Origin of the sequence: Mycolicibacter hiberniae (genome assembly GCF_010729485.1) — a bacterium.
GTDB classification, from domain to species: Bacteria; Actinomycetota; Actinomycetes; order Mycobacteriales; family Mycobacteriaceae; genus Mycobacterium; species Mycobacterium hiberniae.
On record NZ_AP022609.1, the window covers coordinates 1,672,627 to 1,687,791 of the forward strand.

General features: G+C 69.0%; 15 protein-coding genes, 1 tRNA gene and 1 pseudogene. 6 read left to right on the top strand and 11 right to left on the bottom strand.

Translation table 11 applies throughout. The features are described from left to right. The gene (locus G6N14_RS07850) at positions 1–624 is read right to left on the bottom strand and encodes a two-component system response regulator PdtaR (RefSeq protein WP_085135367.1); all 624 of its coding nucleotides are present in this window, start codon (positions 622–624) and stop codon (positions 1–3) included. 80 nt (positions 625–704) lie between these two features. Between G6N14_RS07850 and G6N14_RS07855 the strand changes: the two genes are divergently transcribed. Next, positions 705–781: transfer RNA gene (locus G6N14_RS07855), tRNA-Leu, on the top strand. 232 nt (positions 782–1,013) lie between these two features. Continuing rightward, a complete protein-coding gene (locus G6N14_RS07860; protein ID WP_109559777.1) occupies positions 1,014–1,565 on the top strand; it encodes a hypothetical protein in 552 nt (183 codons plus the stop codon). A gap of 21 nt (positions 1,566–1,586) precedes the next feature. Here G6N14_RS07860 and G6N14_RS07865 read toward each other — a convergent pair. After that, positions 1,587–1,715, bottom strand: a pseudogene (locus G6N14_RS07865) (YnfA family protein); the annotation flags it as partial. Between the two features lie 77 nt (positions 1,716–1,792). Between G6N14_RS07865 and G6N14_RS07870 the strand changes: the two are divergent. The 4 genes from G6N14_RS07870 to G6N14_RS07885 all read left to right on the top strand — a co-directional run bounded on the left by G6N14_RS07870 (position 1,793) and on the right by G6N14_RS07885 (position 5,718). After that, positions 1,793–3,103 (top strand): adenylate/guanylate cyclase domain-containing protein, encoded by a 1,311-nt coding sequence (locus G6N14_RS07870; RefSeq protein ID WP_085135368.1) that lies wholly within the window; start codon positions 1,793–1,795, stop codon positions 3,101–3,103. Between the two features lie 65 nt (positions 3,104–3,168). After that, the gene (locus tag G6N14_RS07875) at positions 3,169–4,413 is read left to right on the top strand and encodes an alpha/beta hydrolase (RefSeq protein ID WP_109559778.1); all 1,245 of its coding nucleotides are present in this window, start codon (positions 3,169–3,171) and stop codon (positions 4,411–4,413) included. 39 nt (positions 4,414–4,452) lie between these two features. Further along, positions 4,453–5,061, top strand: a complete 609-nt coding sequence (locus G6N14_RS07880; RefSeq protein ID WP_085135370.1) for an HdeD family acid-resistance protein — start codon at positions 4,453–4,455, stop codon at positions 5,059–5,061. Between the two features lie 105 nt (positions 5,062–5,166). Beyond that, positions 5,167–5,718, top strand: coding sequence for a DUF4190 domain-containing protein (locus tag G6N14_RS07885; RefSeq protein WP_085135371.1), 552 nt, complete (start codon positions 5,167–5,169; stop codon positions 5,716–5,718). Positions 5,719–5,776: 58 nt separating this feature from the next. On the opposite strand, the gene G6N14_RS07890 is transcribed toward G6N14_RS07885, so the two are convergent. From G6N14_RS07890 to G6N14_RS07930, 9 genes are all read right to left on the bottom strand, one after another. Further along, the gene (locus G6N14_RS07890) at positions 5,777–6,655 is read right to left on the bottom strand and encodes an acyl-CoA thioesterase II (RefSeq protein ID WP_085135372.1); all 879 of its coding nucleotides are present in this window, start codon (positions 6,653–6,655) and stop codon (positions 5,777–5,779) included. After that, positions 6,655–8,073 carry a pyruvate kinase gene (pyk, locus tag G6N14_RS07895; RefSeq protein ID WP_085135373.1) on the bottom strand — a complete coding sequence of 473 codons (1,419 nt, stop codon included), beginning with the start codon at positions 8,071–8,073 and terminating at the stop codon, positions 6,655–6,657. The genes G6N14_RS07890 and pyk overlap by 1 nt, the downstream gene beginning before the upstream one ends. A 99-nt stretch (positions 8,074–8,172) precedes the next feature. Then, positions 8,173–8,547, bottom strand: coding sequence for an NINE protein (locus tag G6N14_RS07900; protein ID WP_085135374.1), 375 nt, complete (start codon positions 8,545–8,547; stop codon positions 8,173–8,175). 45 nt (positions 8,548–8,592) lie between these two features. Continuing rightward, on the bottom strand, positions 8,593–9,942 hold the full coding sequence (lgt, locus tag G6N14_RS07905; RefSeq protein WP_085135375.1) for a prolipoprotein diacylglyceryl transferase: 1,350 nt from the start codon (positions 9,940–9,942) through the stop codon (positions 8,593–8,595). Beyond that, positions 9,939–10,712: a tryptophan synthase subunit alpha gene (gene trpA, locus G6N14_RS07910; protein WP_220096721.1), complete on the bottom strand. Its 774-nt coding sequence runs from the start codon at positions 10,710–10,712 to the stop codon at positions 9,939–9,941. Before trpA ends, lgt begins: the two co-directional genes overlap by 4 nt. A 29-nt stretch (positions 10,713–10,741) precedes the next feature. Further along, positions 10,742–12,010: a tryptophan synthase subunit beta gene (trpB, locus tag G6N14_RS07915; protein ID WP_085135377.1), complete on the bottom strand. Its 1,269-nt coding sequence runs from the start codon at positions 12,008–12,010 to the stop codon at positions 10,742–10,744. Then, positions 12,011–12,823, bottom strand: coding sequence for an indole-3-glycerol phosphate synthase TrpC (gene trpC / locus G6N14_RS07920; protein ID WP_085135455.1), 813 nt, complete (start codon positions 12,821–12,823; stop codon positions 12,011–12,013). It abuts the gene before it with no gap. Positions 12,824–12,904: 81 nt separating this feature from the next. Next, positions 12,905–13,564 (bottom strand): TIGR02234 family membrane protein, encoded by a 660-nt coding sequence (locus G6N14_RS07925; protein WP_085135378.1) that lies wholly within the window; start codon positions 13,562–13,564, stop codon positions 12,905–12,907. Further along, a complete protein-coding gene (locus G6N14_RS07930) occupies positions 13,557–15,119 on the bottom strand; it encodes an anthranilate synthase component I (RefSeq protein ID WP_407663088.1) in 1,563 nt (520 codons plus the stop codon). The genes G6N14_RS07925 and G6N14_RS07930 overlap by 8 nt, the downstream gene beginning before the upstream one ends. Between the last annotated feature and the right edge of the window lie 46 nt (positions 15,120–15,165).

Genomic DNA, 15,165 nt, shown 5'->3' on the forward strand with positions numbered 1-15,165 from the left:
TCAGGCGGGCGGGTTGGCCGGGGCCTGGACGTTTTCCAGGACCACTTCGGCCACTTGGCGCATGGTGGTGCGTTTATCCATCGCGGCGCGCTGAATCCACTTGAACGCCTCGGGTTCGGTCAGCCCGTGCACGGTCTGCAGCACACCTTTGGCCCGCTCGACCAGCTTGCGGGTCTCCAGCTGCTCGGCCAGGGAACCGACCTCGCGTTCCAGGGCGGTGATCTCTTCGGCCCGGCTGACCGCCAGCTCGATGGCCGGGACCAGGTCGCCGGCCGTGAACGGTTTGACCAGATAGGCCATCGCCCCGGCGTCGCGGGCCCGTTCCACCAGGTCGCGCTGGCTGAATGCGGTCAGGATGACGATCGGGGCAATGCGTTTGGCGGCGATCTCCGACGCCGCGTCAATGCCGTCGCGGCGCGGCATCTTCACGTCGAGGATCACCAGGTCCGGGCGCAGCAGTTCAGCCAGCTCCACGGCTTCCTGACCGTCGCCGGCCTCGCCCACCACCTCGTAGCCCTCTTCGCGCAGCATCTCGGCGAGATCCAGCCGGATGAGCGCCTCATCTTCGGCGATCAGCACCCGCCGGGCTGGACGTTCGCTGCTGTCGGACGTGCGGTCGGTCATCCCCCTATTGTGTCGTGGCTGCCGGTGGGGGCAAGCGGGCGGGGCATCGTCTAAGGTGGGAATCCGCGCAACGGCGCAGGGCCCTCGTATCCCAACTGGCAGAGGAAACGGATTCAAAACCCGTGCAGTGTGAGTTCGAATCTCACCGAGGGCACCACATAACGCCAGCTCAATACCGGTTTGCCGCCCGGTGATTCAGCTCTGAACCCGCTGGGCAGATCGGGCCGATCAAAGCAATCACCCGGCCTGCCGGATTGACTCAAGCGGCGCGCCGCGTTCATCGACACCACTCGGTTCGCCATTGTCGGCACCCATCGGCATCGCTGAATTTAGTATTCAAAAGACGCCGCGATCGGGGTAGCCGAGGAGGGTCATTGAGGACGTCATTGGTGGGTGTTCTGATCGCGCTGCTGGGCGCGGCAGTCGGCGTCATCTTCGGGGCCTCCATGCACGATCACGGGCACACCGACCAGACGCCGGAAAAAGCACGCGTCTACGCCGATGATCCGGTGTCCGGCCGCGACGGCGGCGTCGGTGGCAACCTCCTGCCCAGCGCTCCCCTGCAGCTCGATTCCGAAGGGCCGGGATACGACGACTGCGAATCGTGCCATCTGCCTTTTGTGCCATTCTTCGGAACACCCGCCGGAATCAACTGCGAAATCGATTACCGGCGGGCGGATCTGCCCGATTCGGCATATTGCATGTCGGTGCAGCCGGCACAGCACGTATCGATGAACACCGATGGTGAGTTGTCGATCTGCCGCGACAGCGTCGACTGTTTGTCCGATCCCCCGTTCGACCAGCCGATACTGCGCTTCGGGCAGAGCGCGGAGGCCGGGCCGTTCAACTGCCGCTCGGAAGCCGAGGGCGTGACCTGCACCGTCAGCCCCTCCGAACGCGGCTTCACGATCTCGCCGTCCGGGATCGAACCCGTCGGCTGACTCTCAGCGCGGCGAATACATGATCACGGCCACCCCGGCACCCGCCCACAGCAGACCACGCTGTTCCCGCACCCCTTGCCACACCAGCCAGGCGCCGTCGATCTCGGCGACCGCGGCTAAGACGAACAGCGCGACGGAACGCAACACCATGAACGCTGACCCTAGAGGCAGGCCTGCGACCAGGCGAAACCGCCAACCGCGGGGTTGGCGCGATTAGGCTGGAGCTCGTGTCCGTCAAGCGGTTCCTCGCGGTGCCCGCCGAGGCGCAGACCCCCTACCGCCGCACCCACTGCGTGCCGGCCCGCACCCGGCACTACGCGGGGCGGCTGTCACAGCGGCTGCGCATCCTCAAGGTGTCCGCGGGGATGGCCGCGATGATCAGCGCCGGCTGGGGTCTGCTGGAGCTCTGGGCCGCGCCCGCCCACTGGGGGATCGCGCTGATCAACCTCGTGGCCGCGACCGCCCTGGCCCTGACCCCGCTGCTGTACCGCTTCGGCGAGCTCATCGCGCCCCTGGCCTTCGTCGGGATCGCCTACCTGACGACCGCCGTGGTCTGCTGGGTGGTGGGCACCGGATCGGGCATCCAGTTCTATTTCCTGGCCGCCGCATCGATCAGCGTGCTCATCCTCGGCGTGGACCGGATCAAGCTGGCGGCCGCCGTGGCCGGGGTCGGGGCGTCGCTGACCATCGCCCTGCATTACCTGGTGCCCGCCGACAAGCTGCAGCAGCCGGCCTGGCTGCACAACCTGTCCTACGTCATGGTGGTCGTCTCGGCGTGCTTCATGGTGGTCGCCACCGTCTGGTTCGCGCTGCGCGAGATCGCCCGCGCCGAAGCGGCGATGGAAGCCGAATACGAGCGTTCCGAAGCCCTGCTGGCCAACATCTTGCCCACAGCCGTCGCCGACCGCCTCAAGAACCCGGCGGTCGACGTCATCGCCGACAGCTACCCGGACGCCTCGGTGCTGTTCGCCGACATCGCCGATTTCACCCGGCGGGCCAGCCAGACCGACCCGGGGCAGCTGGTCGGTTTCCTCAACGAGCTTTACAGCGGCCTGGACCGCCTGGTCGACCAGCACGGCCTCGAGAAGATCAAGACCAGCGGCGACTCCTACATGGTGGTCAGCGGGGTTCCCGATCCGCGGCCGGACCACCTGCATGCGCTGGCCCGGCTGGCCCTCGACATCGCCGCCACCATCGCCGGCCTGCGCGACCCCCTGGGCCGCCCGGTATCGCTGCGGATCGGGCTGGCCACCGGACCGGTGGTGGCCGGTGTGGTGGGCAACCGCCGGTTCTTCTACGACGTCTGGGGCGACGCGGTGAACCTCGCCTCGCGGATGGAGTCGACCGGTGTGGCCAACCGCATCCAGGTGCCCCAAGAGGTCAGGGACCGCCTGAGCGACGTCTTCGTGCTCGAGGAGCGCGGCGACGTGGACGTCAAGGGCAAGGGTGTGATGCGGACATGGTTTCTGGTCGGCGTCCGCCCCCGCGCCGCGCGCGGTCCGGCCGGCCGCTCCCTGTCGGTGACTCCGGCACGCTGAGCCGGCGGTTCGGCCGGTTTCGGTAGGGTGCCGGATCAGGTCGTCCCACAACGCTGAGGAGCGCAATGACAAGGCTTTTGGCCGTGCTCGGCTCGCTGGCCGGTCTGGCCAACACCATCAACGGTTACCGGCCGCTGACCCGGCGTGGCTATCCCTCGTTGTATGCGTTCGGCTTCGGCCTGATCACCTCGGAGCTGCCCCTGCAACTCATCGCCGGTCAGTCCGCGGTGCTGGCGGCGCTGTCGCGGTGGCTGTCGCCGCAGGCCCGGCGGGCCGGCTGGCTGCTGTCGGCATTGTCCTGGCTGGGCCTGCTGGGGCTGCACCATGCCGGGCGCACCGCCGATAAGCACCTGACCGCGGCGCTGGACGCCGGACTCGGGACCCGGCGGCGCACCGACAGCCGGGACCTGTGGCAGCGGCCGGGTCCCGACGGCGAGATCGCCAAGGCGCCCGGTGTGGTGCGGATGATGCGGGTTTATCGGGACTACGCCACCGACTCCAACATCCCCTACGGCGAATACGGCGGTCGCAACACCCTGGATGTGTGGCGGCACCGCGACCTGCCCCGCGACGGTCGCGCACCGGTCCTGGTGCAGGTGCACGGGGGCGCATGGATGGTCGGAAGCAAACGCGGCCAAGCACATCCGCTGATGACACACCTGGTGGAGCGGGGCTGGGTGTGCGTGTCGATCAACTACCGGTTGAGTCCGCGCTCCACCTGGCCCGACCACATCGTCGACGTCAAGCGGGCGCTGGCCTGGACCAAGGCGAACATTGCCGCCTACGGCGGCGACCCGGACTGGATCGCGCTGACCGGCGGCTCGGCGGGCGGCCACCTGTGTGCTCTGACCGCACTGACTCCCAACGACCCGCGATTTCAGCCGGGCTTCGCCGACGCCGACACCAGCGTGCGGGCGGCGGTCCCGTTCTACGGGGTCTACGACTTCACCGGCGAGACCGGGCTGCACCCGCTGTTGACCCCCACGGTGGGCGCCTATGTGTTCAAGCAGAGCTGGCGGCGTTTCCCCGAGACCTATCGCGACGCCTCCCCGATGACCTACATCTCTGCCGAGGCCCCACCGTTTTTCCTGCTGCACGGGCGCAACGATTCGCTGGTGCCGGTGGAGCAGGGCCGCGCTTTCGCCGCCCGGCTGCGCGAGGTCAGCGCGAACCCGGTGGTGTATGCCGAGTTGCCTCGGGCAGAGCATGCCTTCGACATTTTCGGTTCGCCGCGGGCCGGTCACACGGCGATCGCCGTCGAGCAGTTCCTGGCCGAGATTTACGCCCGGGAAACCGCGCCGGCGTCCTGAGCGCTCCGGGGGTGCGATACCCCGGCCAGAACGCCGTAGTTGTGCCAGACTTCGGCTATGGAAACGTCGGTTCCGAGCCTGCTGCCGAATTTGTGGAAGACGACGCTGGTCTCTGGTGTATTGGCCCTTATTTTGGGCGTGCTGGTCTTGGTCTGGCCTGGCCGATCCATTCTGGTTGCTGCCGTGCTGTTCGGTGTGTACCTGGTGGTCACTGGGGTTGCGCAGCTGATCTTCGCGTTCAGCCTTCCCATCATGTCGGCCGGCGGAAGGGTGTTGCTGTTTCTCAGCGGCACCGCGTCGGTGATTCTGGCCGTCCTGTGCTTCCGGCACTTCAACTCGGACGAAGAGGCGCTGGCCGTGCTGCTGCTGGCCATCTGGATCGCGGTCGGGTTCATCTTCCGCGGAGTGGCGACGGCGGTGGCGGCCATCAGCGACCCGGCGCTGCCGGGCCGCGGCTGGCAGATCTTCATGGGCGTGGTCAGCCTGCTGGCCGGTCTGGTGACGCTGGCGTCGCCGTTCGCCTCGTTGTGGGTGCTGGCGGTGGTCGTCGGCAGCTGGCTGATCGTCATCGGCATCACCGAGATCATCACCGGCTTCAAGATTCGCAGCGCATCTCGCGAACTCGCAACCACCTTCTCGGTCGGGTAATCGGGCGGCCGAACGTCCGCGACCGCCGCCCGGGCGCCGTCGCGGGTACCCTGAGTCCTGATCCGTTGTCACACCTGCCTGATGCTCTGATGTGGAGTCCGCTCAATGCCCGAGTCCGGCACGCCGTCGCTGTCGCCCGAGTCTCAGCCGTCCGTCGATAGCTATCCCTCGCCGGGCTACCTGTATCCGTACTCGGCGCCCGGGCAGTACCCCGGCTATCCCCCGCCCGGGGCGCCCCCGGCGCTCAGGAACGGCGCAGGTATCGCCGCGCTGATCGTGGCGATCGCCGGCATCGTGACAGCGCTGTCGGTGATCGGCGGGGTGGCCCTGGGCCTGGTGGCGATGGTGCTGGGCATCATCGGCCGCGGGCGGGCCAAGCGCGGCGAAGCCGACAACGGTGGCGTCGCCCTCGCCGGGATCGTGCTGGGCGCGCTGGCAGTGGTCGCCGGGATCGGCTGCATCTTCATCTACGTCGGCATCTGGCGCACCGCAGGCGGCGGCGACTACGTGGCCTGCATGACGAAGGCCGGTTCAAATACCGCGGCCCAGCAGCAATGCACCGAGCGGTTCAAAGAGCACTTCGAGAACACCTTCGGCAGCGGTGCCGACGCCCCGATGGTGCAGGAGGAATCTGACACCGGCCTGATGCCGGCCTAGCGCTGACTGCGAGCGCGGCGGAGCCGGGCGAAGCAGGTCCGCGCGAAACCCGCCCCGCCTAGCGCTTGACCTTCGGGAAGTACTTCAGCACGCCTTCCTGCGTGACGGTCGCCAGCAGCTGCCCGGAGCGGTCGAAGAAGTGCCCGGAGCCCAGTCCGCGGGAGTCGGCGGCCACCGGTGACGACGTCGCGTAGAGCACCCAGTCGTCGAACCGGATCGGCCGGTGAAACCACACGGTGTGGTTGGCGCTGGCCGCAAAGATCCGATCGAAGCCCCACGACAGGCCGTGGGTGGTGATGATCGAATCCAGGACCGTGGTGTCCGAGGAGTAGACCAGCATCGCGGTGTGCAGCACCGGATCCTCCGGGATCGGCCCGTCCGCCTTGACCCAGACGCGGTTGTGCGCAAGGCGATCGCCCTTGTCTCGCATCACCCAGGCCGGATCGTTGACGTAGCGCCACTCGATCGGGTGCGGCGCGTTGACGAAGCCCGGCACGACCTCTTCATAACCGTCGAGCAATTCACCCAGCCGGGGCAACGTTTCGGGCTCGGCGACCGCCGGCGCCTCGACACTGTGCTCCAGACCGCTGCCCCCGGACAGGTAGGAGACCATCGAGGTGGCGATCAGGGTGTCGCCCTGCAGCGCGTCCACCCGCCGGTTGGCGAACCGGCGTTCGTCACGCAGCCGGTGTACCCGGAATTCGATGTCGCGGGCCGGGTCGCCACCGTTGATGAAGTGGACCGACAGCGTGCCGGGCGGCAGGTGCGGGGCCACGGTGCGGCTGGCCGCCACCATGGACTGGGCCATCAGCTGCCCGCCGAAGGTCCGCAACGGCGTCTTACTGGGATGCGATCCGACGAAGCAGTCGTCGTCGCCAAGCTTGAGGTCCAGTACCGCCAGTAGTTCTTCGAGATCCGTATTCGGCTCGGACGGCACTAGACGTAGTCCTCCCCGATGCGGTGCACGTGGATCATGTTGGTCGATCCCTCAGTCCCCGGCGGAGCGCCCGCGACGATGACCACCAGATCACCGCGCTCGTAGCGCCCCAGACCCAGCAGCGCCTTGTCCACCTGGCGGATCATGCTGTCGGTCGTGTGTGCCTGCGGGACGATGAAGGTCTCGGTCCCCCACGTCATCGCCAACTGGCTGCGGATCTCGGGCAGGGCGGTGAACGCCAGCAGCGGCAGCCGGGTGTGCAACCGGGCCAGTCGGCGCACCGTGTCGCCGGATTGGGTGAACGCCACCAGTGCCTTGGCGTCCAGGCGTTCGCCGATCTCGCGGGCCGCGAAGGAGATCACGCCCCGCTTGGTGCGCGGCATGTGCGTCAGCGGCGGTACCGCCGTGGAGTTCTGTTCCACAGCACAGATGATGCGGCTCATGGTCCGCACGGCGTCCAGCGCGTGCTTGCCCACCGCGGTCTCGCCGGAGAGCATCAACGCGTCCGCGCCGTCGAGCACCGCGTTGGCGACATCGGAGGCTTCGGCCCGGGTGGGCCGGAAGTTGTCGATCATCGACTCCAGCATCTGCGTGGCCACGATCACCGGCCGGGCGTTCTCGCGAGCCACCTGGATGGCGCGTTTCTGCACCAGGGGCACCTCTTCGAGCGCCAGCTCCACGCCGAGGTCGCCGCGCGCCACCATGATGGCGTCGAAGGCCAGCACCACCGCCTCGAGGTTCTCGATGGCTTGCGGCTTTTCCAGTTTGGCGATCACCGGGACCCGGCGGCCGACCCGGTCCATCACCTCGTGCACCAGCTCGACGTCCGACGGCGAGCGCACGAACGACAGCGCCACCATGTCGACACCGAGTTGCAGCGCGAACTCGAGGTCTTCGATGTCCTTCTCCGACAGCGCCGGCGCGGAGACCTTCATGCCCGGCAGCGACATGCCCTTGTGGTTGCTGACCGGACCACCGTCGGTGACCCGGCACAGCACGTCCTCGCCGTCGATGCGCTCCACCACCAGCCCGACCTTGCCGTCGTCGACCAGGACGCGGTCGCCCGGGGCGGCGTCAGCGGCCAGTTTCTTGTACGTGGTGGACACCCGGTCGTGGTCGCCGGGGCAGTCGGCGACGGTGATGCGCACCGTCTCACCGGCGGCCCAGTAGGTGGGGCCGTCGGCAAAACGCCCCAACCGGATCTTGGGCCCCTGCAGATCGGCGAGCACGCCCACGGCCCGCCCGGTCGCGTCGGAGGCGGCGCGGACGCGCTCGTAAGAAGCCTGGTGGTCTTTGTGGTCGCCGTGGCTGAAGTTCAGGCGGGCCACGTCCATGCCCGCGTCAACCAGAGCCCGGACCATCTCCGCGGAGTGGGTCGCCGGGCCGAGAGTGCAGACGATCTTGCTGCGTCTATTCACGGCGCCAGCATAGTCGGACAGACTGAGGCGCCTTCCTCAGGAATGGTTACGGACAGCGAAAATCCGTGTGGCGCATCGGTGCGAGCGCTCAACCGGGGGCTAGCGCAGCGGCCGGCCTTGCCTGTCGTGCACCCGCCCGCTCAGCATCAGGACCGCGTCTATGACACCCCAGCCGAAGGGCACGATGATCCCGAGCCCGTAGGTGGTGACGGTGGCCAGCAGCCCGACCGTCAGCTGCACCAAACCCAGTCCGGTCTGGCCCAGGTACATCCGCCCGAAACCCAGGAAGCCGAAGAACCCGAGCAGCTGCAGCAACGCCGCGGTCATTTTGGACTTCGGCGAGTACGGCAGCCCGGTCGCCGGGGAGCGGCCGTAGGGCGCCCACATGTCGGGATGCCCCTGATACGGCGGCGGGTAGCCAGGCGGGGGCCAGTCGCCGTGCGGCCCGGCCGGAGGCCATGGCGGGACAGTCATCTATGCAGCATGCCAGAACTGCCGGCTACGGCGTCCGGTCTGAGATCAGCGCTGCTCAGCGGCGTCGTCGGTGGCTGCGTCGTCTGGCAGTTCGCCGGCGTCGGGATGCTCGGCGCTCTGCGCGTCGCCGCCGTCGGAATCCTCCGGGCCCGGGTTATCGGCATCGCCGGTTTCGGCCTCGGGTTCGCCAACCTCGGGTTCGGCGACCTCGGCGACCTCCGAGTCCGGCACCACCCGGCCCGCATCGGCGTCGCCGGCTTCGGCGTCGGCCTCGGTGTCCTGCTGGGCCGCGGAGTCGGCGAACTGCGCCTCCTCCTGCTCGCCGGACGGGTCGTCGACGGCCTCGGGCTCGGCCGAGTCGGCCTGGCCGGTAAGGCTTTCCGGCACCGCGACCACCGCGCCGACACCGGCCGGCGCCTCGGGCGCATCCGGCTCGTCCGGCGCCTCGGTTGCCGGTTCCTCCGGCGCCTCGATTGCCGGCTCCTCCGGCGTTTCGGCGTCGTGGCCGCCGGCCTCCCGTGATTGCCAGGCGCTGCGAATCGCTTCGGGATCTTCGCGTCCCTTGGTCGCGAGCAGGATGTACACCACCGCGCCGATGAAGACGAATGTCGAGGTGAACGAGTTGACCCGGATGCCGGCGATATGTGTCGCGGCGTCGTCACGGAGTAGTTCGATGCCGAACCGGCCGATGCAGTACCCCGCGACGTAAAGCGCGAACAACCGTCCGTGCCCCATTCTGAACCGCCGGTCGGCGTAGATCAGAACGAGGAACACCACGAGGTTCCAGAGCAATTCGTAGAGGAACGTCGGCTGGACGATCTTGTACAGCTCGCCCGTGGACACGCCGTCGAGCAGGTGCGGATCCCGCATGCCCGAGGCGTCTTCGCGCCAGAAGATCTCCAGCCCCCACGGCAGCGTGGTCTCGCGGCCGTAGAGCTCCTGATTGAAGTAGTTCCCGACGCGTCCGATGGCCTGCGCCAAGACGATCCCCGGGGCGATCGCGTCACCGAACGCCGGCAGGGAGATCCCCCGACGGCGGCAACCGATCCAGGCGCCCACCCCGCCGAGCGCCACCGCGCCCCAGATCCCCAGACCGCCATCCCAGATCCGTGGCGTCGCTTCCCATCCGACGCCACCCTCGCCGAAATAGGTCCGCCAGTCGGTCATCAGGTGATAGAGCCGCCCGCCGATCAATCCGAACGGCACCGCCCACAGGGCGATGTCATAGATGACGCCCGGCTCACCGCCCCGGGCCCGCCACCGGCGATCCCCGATCAGCAGGGCGACGACGATGCCCAGGATGATGCACAGGGCGTAAGCCCGGATCGGAACCGGACCGAGATGCCACACTCCGCGCGCAGGACTGGGGAAATAGGTCAGCCAATCCAACGTCATCGCGTGGTAACTCCTTGGCGCACTCCCGAAGTCAGCCCCGTTGTCAGTGTCCGCAGGGCGTTCAGGCCCTCGCTCAGCGCGGTCACCAGCGCCGAGCCGACGATGACACCGTCGGTGTAGGCAGCGATCTCGGCGGCCTGGGCGCCCGATCGCACGCCCAGCCCGACACCGACGGGAATGCCGGAGACCTCGCGCACCCTGGCCACCAACTCCGGTGCCGCGTTGGACACCGTGTTGCGGGCACCGGTGACGCCCATCGTGGAGGCGGCGTAGACGAATCCGCGGGTCGCCTTGACCGTCTCGGCGAGTCGTTGCGGCGTCGAGGACGGCGCCACCAGGAAGATCCGGTCCAGCGCGTGCTGTTGGGAGGCAGCCAGCCAGTCATCGGCTTCGTCGACGATCAGGTCGGGGGTGATCAGGCCCAGTCCCCCGGCTGAGGCCAGGTCGCGGGCGAACGCGTCGACCCCGTAGCGCAGCACCGGGTTCCAGTAGGTCATCACCACGGCACGACCCCCGGCGGCGGTGATCGCCTCGACGGCGCGCAGCGTGTCGCGCACTCGCACACCGCCTTGCAGCGCGGTCTCCGTGGCGCGCGCGATGGTCGGGCCGTCCATCCCCGGATCGGAGTACGGCACGCCGACTTCGACGAGGTCGCAACCGGTTTCGACCAAAGCGGTCATCGCGGCGATCGATCCCGCCACATCCGGGTAGCCGGTCGGCAGATAGCCGATCAGTGCGGCACGGCCCTCGGCCCGGCAGGCCGCGAACATCGGGGCCAACCGGTCGCCGGCGTGGTCGGTCACGACGCGTCCCCCGTCTGGTCGAACAGCCCGAACCACTCGGCCGCCGTTTCCACGTCCTTGTCGCCGCGGCCGGACACGTTCACCACGATGATCTTTCCGGGCCCCAGCTCGGCCGCCAGTTTGAGCGCGCCGGCTATCGCGTGTGCCGATTCGATCGCGGGAATGATCCCCTCGGTGCGGCACAGGACGCCGAAGGCATCCATGGCTTCGGCGTCGGTGATCGGGCGGTATTCGGCGCGCCCGGTCTCGCGCAGCCAGGCGTGTTCGGGGCCCACACCGGGATAGTCCAGGCCCGCCGAGATCGAATGCGACTCGATGGTCTGACCGTCCTCGTCTTGCAGCAGGTAGGAGAACGAGCCCTGAAAGGCACCCGGCGATCCGCCGGCGAAGGTCGCGGCATGCCGGCCGGTGTCCACCCCGTCGCCGCCGGCTTCGAACCCGATCAGCCGAACCGCCGGATCGTCGATGAAGGCGTGGAAGATGCCGATGGCGTTGGACCCGCCGCCCACGCACGCCACCACGGCATCGGGCAACCGGCCCGCCATCTGCTGGATCTGAACGCGCGTCTCCAGTCCGACGATCCGCTGGAAGTCCCGCACCATGGTCGGGAACGGGTGCGGTCCGGCCGCGGTGCCGAAGCAGTAGTAGGTGCGATCGGCATTGGTGACCCAGTCCCGGAACGCCTCGTTGATGGCGTCTTTGAGGGTCTGCGAACCGGATTCGACGGACACCACCTGGGCGCCCAGCAGCCGCATCCTGGCCACGTTGAGCGCCTGACGGCGGGTGTCGACCGCACCCATGTAGATCACGCACTCCAGCCCGAGCAGGGCGCAGGCGGTCGCGGTGGCGACGCCGTGCTGGCCGGCACCGGTCTCGGCGATCACCCGGGTCTTGCCCATGCGGCGCGCCAACAGCGCCTGGCCGAGCACGTTGTTGATCTTGTGCGAACCGGTGTGGTTGAGGTCTTCGCGCTTCAAGAAGATGCGGGCGCCGCCGCCGTGGGCCGTCAGGCGCTGCGCCTCATACAGCGGCGAGGGCCGGCCGGTGTAGTGGGTCTGCAGGTCGTCGAGGGTGTCGAGGAACTCGCGGTCGTTGCGCACCTTGTCGTAGGCGGCGGTGACCTCTTCGATGACCGCCATCAGCGCTTCGGCGACGTAGCGGCCGCCGTAGACGCCGAAATGCCCGCGGGCGTCGGGCTCGTGGCGGGTGGGTTCAGCCACTCCGGCACTGGCGCGCGGAAGACTCGGGTGCGGGTTCTCTGACATTTAGCGGGCCGACTTCGGGCAGGACGGATGCTTACCCGCACTGACCAAATCGGCAACAGCTGCTCGCGGGTCGCCGCTGGTGACCAGCCCCTCGCCGACCAGGACCGCATCCGCGCCGGCACCGGCGTAGGCCAACAGGTCCGCGGTGCCGCGGACGCCGGACTCGGCGATCTTGACCACCTCGGTGGGCAGTCCGGGCGCGATGCGTGCGAAGCAGTCGCGGTCGACTTCCAGTGTCGTGAGGTCGCGGGCGTTGACACCGATCACCTTGGCGCCGGCGGTCAGTGCGCGGTCGGCCTCCTCTTCGGTGTGCACCTCGACCAGGGCGGTCATGCCGAGCGACTCGGTGCGGTCCAGCAGGGATTCCAGGGCCTGCTGGCCGAGTGCCGCCACGATCAGCAGCAGCATGTCCGCGCCGTGGGCGCGCGCCTCGTGAATCTGGTACGGGCGCACGATGAAGTCTTTGCGCAGCACCGGAACCGACACCGCGGCCCGCACCGCGTCCAAGTCCGCCAGCGAGCCGTTGAACCGGCGCTGCTCGGTCAGCACACTGATCGCGCGGGCGCCGCCATCGGCATAGGAGCTGGCCAGATCCGCCGGGTCGGCGATGGGAGCCAGCTGCCCCTTCGACGGACTGGCCCGCTTCACCTCCGCGATCACCGCGATGCCGGGCTCGCGCAGCGCAGCCATCACGTCCAGCGGCGGGGGCATGGCCTCAGCTGCGGCTTTGACTTCCGCCAGTGGGGCGGCAGCCTCTCGGACGGCAAGGTCGGCGCAGACTCCCTCGATGATGGAGTCGAGAACCGAAGTCATGACTGCCGCTTCCTCTCCCGCGTCCGGTGGGCCTTCGTCGAACACTTCCAAGAAGGGTAACGATCGTCGCTGCCCGCGCTGTCACCGACCCTCGCCGTCCGGTCCCGGTGGCCGCTCCTCCGGATCCCCGGTGGGGTCGCGCCCCTCGTCGAGGGCGTCCCACATCATTCGTTCCGACACCTGCGCACCCGCCGGTCCGGCGGGCAGATCCCGGGTGGCCGCACGGCGCGCCGCAGGCGCGGAATACTTGCTGACGCGGCCGCCGCCGTGCGCGGCGGTGCGCATCAGCAACACGGCCGCTGCCAGCACGCACCCGGCCGCAACCAGGGTCAACACCGCTCCGGTCAGGCGCCGGTCGGTGCCCAGCAGAGAGGTCAGCGGCACCTCGGCGATGTCCAGCGCCCGCACCGTGATGTCACGGGCCGCCCACATGCTCAGGCCCAGGTAGCCGCACGCCAGGCTCACCGCGGCCAGCACCACCGCCAGGACCCGCAGTTGCCATCCGCGCACCGCCATCGCGGCCACCGCAGCAGCCAGGCACAACAGCGCCATCGGCACCAGCGCGGTGGACCAGGACGCCCCGGTGACGGTGAGCTGTCTGGGCTGGCCGAGCCCGTCGAACGAGCGAATCAGCACCCACGGCAGCCGGGAGGCGCCCCACAACCCTCCGGCGGCGACTACCAGCAGCAGTTGCGCCCCGCGAAGGGTGCGGGCCTGGTGAGGTTCGCGGCCGTCAGCCATCGGTCCCGGGCGCGCCCAGCGTCTGTGCGGCGGCGATCGCGGCCAGCACGGCGCGGGCCTTGTTGGAGGCCTCGGTGTATTCGTAGGGGCCGTTGGAGTCGGCGACCACGCCCCCACCGGCCTGGACATAGGCGGTGCCGGAGCGCATCAGCGCGGTGCGGATCGCGATGGCGAAGTCGGCGTTGCCGGCGAAGTCCAGGTAACCGACCACGCCGCCGTAGAGCCCGCGCCGGGTCTTCTCGACTTCCTCGATCAGCTCCATCGCCCTGACCTTGGGGGCCCCGGACAGGGTGCCGGCGGGAAAACAGGCGGTCACCGCGTCCAGCGCGGTCCGGTCCTCGGCGAGTTCCCCGGTGACGGTGGACACCAGGTGCATGACGTGGCTGTAGCGCTCGATGTGGCTGTAATCGGAGACCCGCACCGTCCCCGGAACGCACACCCGGCCCAGGTCGTTGCGGCCCAGATCGACCAGCATCAGGTGTTCGGCGAGCTCCTTCTCGTCCTCCAGGAGCCCCTTGGCCAGCAGCTGGTCTTCCTCCTCGGTCGCGCCCCGCCACCGGGTTCCGGCGATCGGGTGGGTGGTCGCGCGGCCCTCCTGGACGGTCACCAGCGCCTCGGGGCTCGAACCCACGATCGAGAAGGCCAGTTCCCCGTCGCCGTCGGGCACCTGCAGCAGGTACATGTACGGGCTGGGATTGGACACCCGCAGCATCCGGTAGACATCGAGCGGGTCGGCCGTCGTCGTCATCTCGAAACGCTGCGAGGGAACCACCTGAAACGCCTCGCCGGCTTCGATCTCGCCGACCAGTCGCTCGACGATCGCCCCGTACTCCTCGGGGGTCCGCTGCCCGCGGTAGTCCGGGTCGGGCCGGTCGAAGGTCGCGACGCTGGACTCCAGCGGCTGGCTCAACGCCGCCGTCATCACATCCAGGCGGGCGACCGCGTCGTCGTAGGCCTCGTCGACATGCTCGTCGGTGCCGTTCCAGTTGACCGCGTTGGCGATCAGGGTGATGGTGCCCTCGTGGTGGTCCACGGCCGCCATGTCGCTGGCCAGCAGCAGCAGCATGTCGGGCAGCCCCAGGTCATCGACCGCGAGTTCGGGCAGCCGCTCGAGGCGGCGCACCAGGTCATAGGTGAAGAAGCCCACCAGCCCGCTCGACAGCGGCGGCAGCCCGGGGATGGTCGCCGTCTCCAGCAGGGCCAATGTCTGGCGCAGGGCCTGCAAGGGGTCGCCTCCGGTGGGCGCGTCCTGCGGCACCGCGCCCAGCCACACCGCCTCACCGTCGCGCACCGTCAACGCCGAGGTGGTGCCGGCGCCGATGAACGACCACCGCGACCACGACCGGCCGTTCTCGGCCGATTCGAGCAGAAACGTGCCGGGCCGGTTGGCGGCCAGCTTGCGGTAGGCCGACAGCGGCGTCTCGGCGTCGGCCAGAACCTTGCGGGTCACCGGGACCACTCGGTGCTCAGCCGCCAGGGCCCGGAAGTCCGCCCGGGAGGTGACACCGACCCTCGAAGTGCTCGTGGTTTGCACGCGCATATCTTCCCAGACCATGCTGATTGCCGGCGCGGCGGCGCAGCGGCCCGGCGGAATCGGACCC

Bases quoted from the DNA above. Each gene is read 5' to 3' on its own strand.
- trpC (WP_085135455.1), bottom strand. From the start codon at position 12,823: ATGACTTCGGTTCTCGACTCCATCATCGAGGGAGTCTGCGCCGACCTT.
- trpA (WP_220096721.1), bottom strand. From the start codon at position 10,712: ATGTTCGCGGCCTGCCGGGCCGAGGGCCGTGCCGCACTGATCGGCTAT.
- G6N14_RS07930 (WP_407663088.1), bottom strand. From the start codon at position 15,119: ATGGTCTGGGAAGATATGCGCGTGCAAACCACGAGCACTTCGAGGGTC.
- lgt (WP_085135375.1), bottom strand. From the start codon at position 9,942: ATGACGTTGGATTGGCTGACCTATTTCCCCAGTCCTGCGCGCGGAGTG.
- G6N14_RS07850 (WP_085135367.1), bottom strand. From the start codon at position 624: ATGACCGACCGCACGTCCGACAGCAGCGAACGTCCAGCCCGGCGGGTG.
- G6N14_RS07875 (WP_109559778.1), top strand. From the start codon at position 3,169: ATGACAAGGCTTTTGGCCGTGCTCGGCTCGCTGGCCGGTCTGGCCAAC.
- trpB (WP_085135377.1), bottom strand. From the start codon at position 12,010: ATGTCAGAGAACCCGCACCCGAGTCTTCCGCGCGCCAGTGCCGGAGTG.
- G6N14_RS07900 (WP_085135374.1), bottom strand. From the start codon at position 8,547: ATGACTGTCCCGCCATGGCCTCCGGCCGGGCCGCACGGCGACTGGCCC.
- G6N14_RS07885 (WP_085135371.1), top strand. From the start codon at position 5,167: ATGCCCGAGTCCGGCACGCCGTCGCTGTCGCCCGAGTCTCAGCCGTCC.
- G6N14_RS07925 (WP_085135378.1), bottom strand. From the start codon at position 13,564: ATGGCTGACGGCCGCGAACCTCACCAGGCCCGCACCCTTCGCGGGGCG.